This is a genomic window from Anaerolineae bacterium (assembly GCA_014360855.1).
Classification (GTDB): domain Bacteria; phylum Chloroflexota; class Anaerolineae; order JACIWP01; family JACIWP01; genus JACIWP01.
In genome coordinates this window covers 1-2,067 of sequence record JACIWP010000389.1, presented here as the reverse complement: position 1 = coordinate 2,067, position 2,067 = coordinate 1, and the positions used below count along the sequence as shown (strand labels likewise).

Genomic DNA, 2,067 nt, shown 5'->3' with positions numbered 1-2,067 from the left:
TGGGGTTGTCCGGGAGGGGGCCGGCGGCTCTTGACGAAAGGAGCCAGATAGGATATAATTGTGTGTAAGCGGGGCGTGGCGCAGACCGGTAGCGCGCAGCGTTTGGGACGCTGAAGTCGGAGGTTCAAGTCCTCTCGCCCCGACCAATGCGGGAGTAGCTCAGTGGTAGAGCTCCTGCCTTCCAAGCAGGCTGCCGCGGGTTCGAATCCCGTCTCCCGCTCCTCGGTACTCGTGTAGGGGCCTGTAGCTCAGCGGCAGAGCGGCCGGCTCATAACCGGTTGGTCGCAGGTTCGAATCCTGCCGGGCCCATCACTAAGTTGTCGGTAGCCCCACACTGTTGGTTCATCGAGCGGCGTGCGCTCTCTGTGTCCGTGGCGAAGGCCGGGGTGGGGAGATGGGCAACGCGTTACTTTTATTACGGACGAATTGGCCTGATGACCAGAATGCCGGCTATTCTCGCCGGCGGGGATTTCGTCCTGCGTCCTTTCGGCCTCTTTTTCCCGCTGTGCCTCCCTGTCTATGGATCTCTTGCACCACTTTCATCCGGCGCTTCCTTTCCGGTTCCGTCGGCGGCCATCCTGTCTCGAAACTGTCCTGTGCCAATCCCCGGCTGATGCCAGTAATATGTCGTCGTGCTGTTCGTATGCGGTATTCGTTTAACTGACTCTCAGGAGAAAGCTGGGCGAAACCATGGATGCCAGGATCATCATCCTTATCCTGAACGGTCTGACGCAAGCGGCACTGTTCTTCCTGCTGGGAAGCGGGCTGACCCTGGCTTTTGGGTTGATGCGCATCATCAACCTGAGCCACGGCGCGTTCTATCTGCTGGGGGGCTATATCGGCTACACGGTGATGAAAGCGACCGGCAACTGGGGGCTGGCTCTGCTGGCCGGCGCGCTCTCCATCACCATCCTGGGCTTCCTGTTCGAGCGCACACTCCTGGCCCGGGTGCGCGGCCAGGACCTGCCGGAGACCCTGCTGACCGTGGCGCTCTCCATGGTTATCGCCGACTTCTGTCTGGCGATTTGGGGCGGGCATTCGCTGGCGCTCAACGTCCCGAAGGCATTGAACCCCTCGATTACCGTCTTTGGCATCACATATCCGGGCTTTCGCTATCTGCTGATGCTCGCCAGCGTGGTGGTGGCGGTGGGTTTGTGGCTTCTGCTGTACAAGACGAAGCTGGGTGCGGCGGTGCGCGCTGGCGTGGATGACCGAGAGACGGCCAGCGCCCTCGGCGTGAACATTGATGTCATGTATACCATCGTCTTCCTGATTTCCGCCTTCCTGGTGGGTGTGGCCGGCGTGCTCGGCGGCACCTATCTCCAGCTCAGCCCGGGCAGTGATACCACCATCCTCACCTATGCACTGGTCGTCATTATCCTGGGCGGCCAGGGCAGCCTGCTGGGCGCGGTGGTGGGCGCGTTAATTTTGGGTCAGATCGCCTCCTTTGGCTCCGCCTATGCGGCGGAATACTGGATGTTCCTGGTCTTCGCTCCGCTGGCGATCGTTCTGGCAATCCGGCCGCAGGGCCTCTTCGGGAGAACCGTATGAACCTGGACAAACTCACCCGGCTGGCAAAGCCCATTCTCCTGGCGATCGGGGCTGTGTTGCTCATCACCCTGCCCTTCTACGGGTCTCAGTACACTATCACGACGTTTGTGCGCATTATCTACTTCGGCTTTCTGGCGGTGAGCGTGGGCTTCTTGCTGGGCCAAGGGGGTATGATCAGCCTGACGCAGACCGCCTTCTTCGGGATGACCGGCTATGCCATTGGTCTGCTTGGGTATGAACGCGGCATCCCCTTCCCCTGGCCGGACCTGATCGGTATCGGGATTGTCCTGATCGCGGCCACCCTGGCCGGCCTGGTTTCCCTGCGCACCTACGGTCTGACCTTCCTGATGATTACCTTGGCGTTTGGGCAGGTCTGCTGGGCTTTTGCTAACCAAAACACGACCCTTCTGCATGGATGGTCCGGTTTCCGGGGCATTCGCCCCTTTGTCCTTTTCGGCATTGACTTTCGTAACAGCGCGAACTTTTACTGGATGTCATTAGCGCTGTTTGCTCTGG

General features: G+C 60.3%; 2 protein-coding genes and 3 tRNA genes. All 5 read left to right on the top strand.

Annotation, left to right across the window (positions count from 1 at the left end; translation table 11 throughout):
* Window positions 1-69: 69 nt before the first annotated feature.
* Window positions 70-146 (top strand) — tRNA-Pro (locus H5T60_14345).
* A 2-nt stretch (window positions 147-148) separates the two neighbouring features.
* A tRNA-Gly gene (locus H5T60_14340) sits at window positions 149-220 on the top strand.
* Window positions 221-237: 17 nt separating this feature from the next.
* Window positions 238-309, top strand: a tRNA-Ile gene (locus H5T60_14335).
* A 381-nt stretch (window positions 310-690) separates the two neighbouring features.
* Window positions 691-1,551, top strand: coding sequence for a branched-chain amino acid ABC transporter permease (locus tag H5T60_14330; GenBank protein ID MBC7243610.1), 861 nt, complete (start codon window positions 691-693; stop codon window positions 1,549-1,551).
* Window positions 1,548-2,067, top strand: a 520-nt coding sequence (locus H5T60_14325; protein ID MBC7243609.1) for a branched-chain amino acid ABC transporter permease, incomplete at its 3' end; no start/stop codon positions are given. The genes H5T60_14330 and H5T60_14325, both read left to right, overlap by 4 nt.

Excerpts from the sequence above, each read along its gene's own strand:
- H5T60_14330 (MBC7243610.1), top strand. The coding sequence starts at position 691 with ATGGATGCCAGGATCATCATCCTTATCCTGAACGGTCTGACGCAAGCG.